The sequence below is a fragment of the Curtobacterium sp. B18 genome (assembly GCF_000333375.1).
GTDB lineage: Bacteria > Actinomycetota > Actinomycetes > Actinomycetales > Microbacteriaceae > Curtobacterium.
The window spans coordinates 1-4867 of record NZ_BACZ01000369.1; the positions used below are offsets into that span (position 1 = coordinate 1).

Here is a 4867-nt window from a genome sequence, read left to right on the forward strand (position 1 = left end):
CGGGCCTCCTCACCCGCGGCCGGGGTCGGATCGGCGGACTGTTCCTCGGCCGGTTCGCGCACGACCCCGCCGCGATCTCCTCGATCCTCGACGAGGTGGCGACACTCGAGGAGAGGTGAGCCGCTCAGGCGTCGCGTGCGCCCGCGAGTCCGTGGTCGTGTGCGTAGACCACGAGCTGCACCCGGTCCCGGAGCGCGAGCTTGCCGAGGATGCTCGAGATCTGCGTCTTGACCGTGGACTCCGTGACGAACTCCTTCGCCGCGATCTCGGCGTTCGACAACCCCCGTGATGCCCACCCGAACACGATCCGCTCGCGGTCCGTCAGCGACTGGAACGCCTCGGGCTGGGGTGTCGGGGCACGCTCGACGTCGGCGCCGAAGAGCTGCGAGAGGTCGTTCGGCGCGATCACCGAGTTCCCCTCGTGCACGGCGCGGACAGCGGCGAACAGGAACGGTGGCGTGGTGTCCTTCAGCAGGAACCCGCTCGCGCCGAGCCGGATCGCCGTGGCGGCAGCGGGGTCGAGGCCGAACGTCGTCAGCACGACCACGCGGGGGAGCGGCCCATCGACCGCGCCGGAGAACAGCTGCCGGACGGTCTCGACCCCGTCCGTCCCCGACATCCGCATGTCGAGGAGCATCACGTCCGGTCGGAGCTCGGGGATCCGCGCCAGCGCCTCGGCTCCGTCGGAGGCCTCGCCGACGACGACCATGTCGTCCTGGGCGTCGAGCACGACGCGCAGGCCGGCGCGGAACAGCGCCTGGTCGTCGGTGAGCAGGATGCGGATCGGATCGGTCATCGGTTGGTCCCCCCATGGACGTCGAACGGGATGCGGGCGCGTGCGGCGAACACGTCGTCCAGGACGGCGGCGTCGAACGAGCCGCCGAGTGCGGTGAGCCGGGTGTGCATCCCGGCGAGTCCACGACCCGAGCCGCGGGTGCTCGCGGCCGGGACGACGACCGGGCCGGTGCCGACCGGGATGACGACCGGGCAGGTGCCGACCGGGCCGGTGCTCGCGGTCGGGACCAGGTTCTCGACCTCGAGCACGAGGTCGGCGGACCGCCAGGTCTCCCGCACGGTGACCGGCATGCCCGGGGCACCGTGCCGCAGGGCGTTCGTGAGCATCTCCTGCAGCACCCGGCGCGCGGCCGTCCCGCTCGCCGGACCGAGCACCACCGGCTGCCCGCGGACCGCCTGGTCGACGTCGACCCCGGCCTCGCGGATCCCCTGCACGATCTCCTCGAGCGAACCGGGGTCGGTCGCGGCGCCGGAGCCGTCGATGTGGCCGAGCACCTGTCGGACCTCGACGAGGGAGCTCCTGGCGGTGCTCGCGATCGTGGCGCTGACCTCGCGGATCCGGGCCTCGTCGTCGAGGAACGGCACCGAGTCCGCCTGCGCGATGATCACCGCGAGGGAGTGTCCGACGACGTCGTGCACGTCACGGGCGATGTCCGCACGGATCCGCTCGGACTCTGCGACGTCGATGGCGCGGGTCGCGGTGGCCTCGGCCTCGGTCGCGACGGCCTCGGCCCGGGACGCCGCGGCCTCGGCGTCCGCCCGGCGTTCGGACTCGCGGTCGCGTGACCGGAAGGCCCGCACGGCGACGCCGCCGGCCCACACGCCGAGGAGCGCCGTCACCGGAGCTGCCATCGCGAGGAACGCCTGGTCGCGCGGCCCGTTGATGAGCACGAGGAACCGGAAGCCGGTCAGGGCGAGGTAGAGCGTGGCCCCGATGCCGGCCACGAACGCGAGCACGCCGGACACGATGACCTCGGTGCGGGTGCCGACGACGGCCGCGGTGCCGATCACCACGAAGATGGCGAGGTCCACGAGCGACGGCCGTTCACCGCCCCCGACCTGCACGATGCCGAGCACGACGACCATGAGCATCGCCGCCGTCGGCGACAGACGGCGGAGGGCGATGGCCGCGGCGGCTGCCAGGACCGCGGCGAGGCTCGCGTGCTCGAGCTCGAGGTCGATGGGGAGCAGGAAGACGAACGCCGCGAAGGCCGCCCAGGCCACGTCGACGATGATCGAACGGGTGGCGAGCGGCCGGATGAACGTGCCCCGTTCCGTCACGGCACGATCATCGCACGGGGCGGTCCGCCACCGTTCACGGGGTCGGCGACATCGCGAGGAGCGCGACGGCGGTCACGACGACGATCGCCGCGCAGAGCATCAGGGTGGCGATCGTGTGCTTGGTCGAGGTGTCCATGCTCCGAGCCTCGCCGACCGCCCGGCGTCCGGCATCGGGCGCGAGGGTGAACGCCTTCATCCCCACGGATGAAGGCGTCTGGTCCGTGCGGACGCGGTCGGTCAGACGGTGATCTGGCCCAGCACGCGGTGGGCGATCGCGATCGACTCACCGGACACCACCGACAGCGGCGACGCGAGGAACGCGACGAGGTCCGCGATCTGCTGCGGGCTCGACTCCCCCGGAGCGCCAGGTCGCACCTCGGCGCTCGGGGTGTCCGTCACCGTCCCCGGGTTGACGACGTTGACCGTGACCCCGGTGCCGGCGGCCTCGTCGGCGAGGTTCTTCGCGATGACGCTCACCGCGGTGTTCCGCAGCGACGCCGTGATGTTGCCCGACAGGTAGGCGTTCTGCCCGCTGATGACCACGACACGACCGAACCCTACTCCGCGCTGGGCGGGGAGCACGGCGTTGGCGACGCGGAGGAACCCGAGCGCCTTGCCGTCGATCGCGGTGAGGACCTGCTCCGGGTCGGACTTCCTCGCCGGGTCGAGCGTGCCGGCGCTCGGGGCCGCGGTGACGACGAGCGCGTCGATGCGGCCGTGCTGTTCGAGCACGCGGGCCACGCCGGCGTCCACGGAGGCCTGGTCGGCGGTGTCGATCGCGACGCTGTCGGGGGAGTCACCGGCGCTCCGTGAGGCGACGACGACGGTCGCCCCCTCGGCCCGGAGACGATCGGCGACGGCGGCGCCGATGTACCCCTAACATAAAAAAAAGAAAAAAACAAAATTAAAAAAAAAAAATAAAAANANAACAAAATAAAAAANNAAAATANAATAAAAAANAAAAAAAAAAAAAAAAAAAAAAAAAAAAAAAAAAACGCGCCTCCCGTCGGGTGGGCGGTCACCGACCGATCGTCGTGACCGCGCCCGTGTCGTCCGGCTGTTCCACGCGTGGCGGCGCGAAGACGCCGTCGTACAGGCGGACGGCACTCCACCCGGCGACGAGTCCGGCTGCCCCCAGCACCGCGGCGATCCACGGCACCACCGGGGTACCGGTCCAGGCCCCCGGGGCGGCGACCCACGCGAGGAACACACCGATCGTGCTGCCCGCGGCCCCGATCACGGCGGCCGTCCGCCGGTCGAGGCTCGTGAACGTCAGCGCGATCGTCACGGCGGCGATCGCGGCGAGGGCGTCGACGAGGTCGAACACTGCCGCCGCTCCTACTCTCCGCTGCCGACGGCGAGCTGCTCGCGTCCGCCACCCGTGGTGACGGCGATCTTGCGGGGCTTCGCCGACTCCTTGACGGGGATCGTGACGCTCAGGACACCGTTGTCGTAGCCGGCCGTGATGCGCTCGGCGTCGAGGCCGTCCCCGAGCGTCAGCTGCCGGACGTAGGTACCAGGCTGGCGCTCGCGCGTGAGCCACTGCGAGCCCTCCGGAGCGCCGAGGGTGCGCTCGGCGCGGATGGTCAGGACGGACCCGTCCACGTCGATGTCGACGGTGCCCGGGTCGATGCCCGGCAGGTCGACGTCGAGGACGTAGTGGTCACCCGTGCGGTAGAGGTCCATCGGCATCGAGCGGGGCCCCGCGGTGCCGAGGAGGGAGCCGGCGAGACGGTCCAGCTCGCGGAACGGATCGAAGTTCATCGTCATCGGAATCAACTCCTTCGTGTCTGCTGTTGAGTCCCCTCGACTCAACTGCGACTTGTTTTAGCACTCGAGCCTGGTGAGTGCCAAAAGAACGCTCGGAATCCGCTCGGAGCAGCGGATCTGCGGCGGTCAGCCGAGCAGCGGTTCGAGCCGCGAGACCGCACTCCGCAGCAGCCCGAGCGTCGCGCCGGGCGCCTCGATCCGGGCCGCCGGAGCCGACAGGGTCAGCGCCGCGACGAGCTGCCCGTCCTCCCCGAGCACCGGCAGCGCCAGGCACCCGAACCCCGCCGCGAACGCGCCGGTCTGGTGGACGGGTCCGCGACCGCCCGTCGCGTGCAGCCGCCCCATCGCGCTGGCGTCCGGCGTCGCCCGCAGTGCCCGCTCGTCGAGGAGCGGGAAGTCCGGGTCGACGTCGAGGTCGCGGATCCCGGACGCGTCGTAGCGGGCGAGGTGGACGCCGGCCCGCACGGCCGACCGCACGTCGGCGAGCACGGCACGCACGGCGCGGGGGAGCGGCGGGGGCACGACCGGTGCCGTCACCCCCGCGAGCTCGGCGACCTTGTGCCCGAGGGCGAAGCCGCGCAGGTCGGGCAGCCGCACGAGGTACTCGTCCTCGACGAGCAGGGTGATGAGCCGGTAGGTGGTCGCCCGCGGCATCCCGAGCACGTCGGAGAGCTGCTGCGCGGTGATGCCCGGCCCGGCGTGCGCGACGGCCTCGAGCACCGCGAGGGCGTTCTGGACCGCCTTCGGCTGTCGTGCGCGCAGACCGGGTTCGCTCATCGCACCCCCGTCCCGTGGCCGGGTCCGTCGGTGGGCCGGGAGGCGCGGAGCAGGTCCGCCACGACCGGTACGTCGTACACGGCGCGGCTCCGACCCCGCCGCCACGGCCGCCGACGGGTCACCACGAGGAACACCGCGACGACGGCGGCGACCGACCCGACGGCGAGGACGACCGCGGGCCAGTGCGGCGACGCTGCCTCGACACCGAGGTAGGTGAGGAGGACGGCGGCGAGCAGCACCCCGG

Annotated in this window: 7 protein-coding genes; all 7 read right to left on the reverse strand. The window is 71.6% G+C overall.

Annotation, left to right across the window (positions count from 1 at the left end; translation table 11 throughout):
• Positions 1-124: 124 nt before the first annotated feature.
• On the reverse strand, positions 125-796 hold the full coding sequence (locus tag I5E_RS09975) for a response regulator (protein ID WP_022906848.1): 672 nt from the start codon (positions 794-796) through the stop codon (positions 125-127).
• Entirely contained in the window at positions 793-2076 is a 1284-nt protein-coding gene (locus I5E_RS09980) for a sensor histidine kinase (protein ID WP_022906849.1), read from the reverse strand. The genes I5E_RS09975 and I5E_RS09980 overlap by 4 nt, the downstream gene beginning before the upstream one ends.
• Before the next feature lie 237 nt (positions 2077-2313).
• The gene (locus I5E_RS09990) at positions 2314-2946 is read right to left on the reverse strand and encodes an SDR family NAD(P)-dependent oxidoreductase (RefSeq protein WP_042723751.1); all 633 of its coding nucleotides are present in this window, start codon (positions 2944-2946) and stop codon (positions 2314-2316) included.
• Positions 2947-3094: 148 nt separating this feature from the next.
• On the reverse strand, positions 3095-3403 hold the full coding sequence (locus tag I5E_RS10000) for a hypothetical protein (protein ID WP_022906853.1): 309 nt from the start codon (positions 3401-3403) through the stop codon (positions 3095-3097).
• An 11-nt stretch (positions 3404-3414) separates the two neighbouring features.
• Positions 3415-3846 carry an Hsp20/alpha crystallin family protein gene (locus I5E_RS10005; RefSeq protein WP_022906854.1) on the reverse strand — a complete coding sequence of 144 codons (432 nt, stop codon included), beginning with the start codon at positions 3844-3846 and terminating at the stop codon, positions 3415-3417.
• A 126-nt stretch (positions 3847-3972) separates the two neighbouring features.
• Positions 3973-4623 (reverse strand): helix-turn-helix domain-containing protein, encoded by a 651-nt coding sequence (locus I5E_RS10010; protein ID WP_022906855.1) that lies wholly within the window; start codon positions 4621-4623, stop codon positions 3973-3975.
• Positions 4620-4867, reverse strand: a 248-nt coding sequence (locus I5E_RS25420) for a hypothetical protein (protein WP_187290492.1), incomplete at its 5' end; no start/stop codon positions are given. The genes I5E_RS10010 and I5E_RS25420, both read right to left, overlap by 4 nt.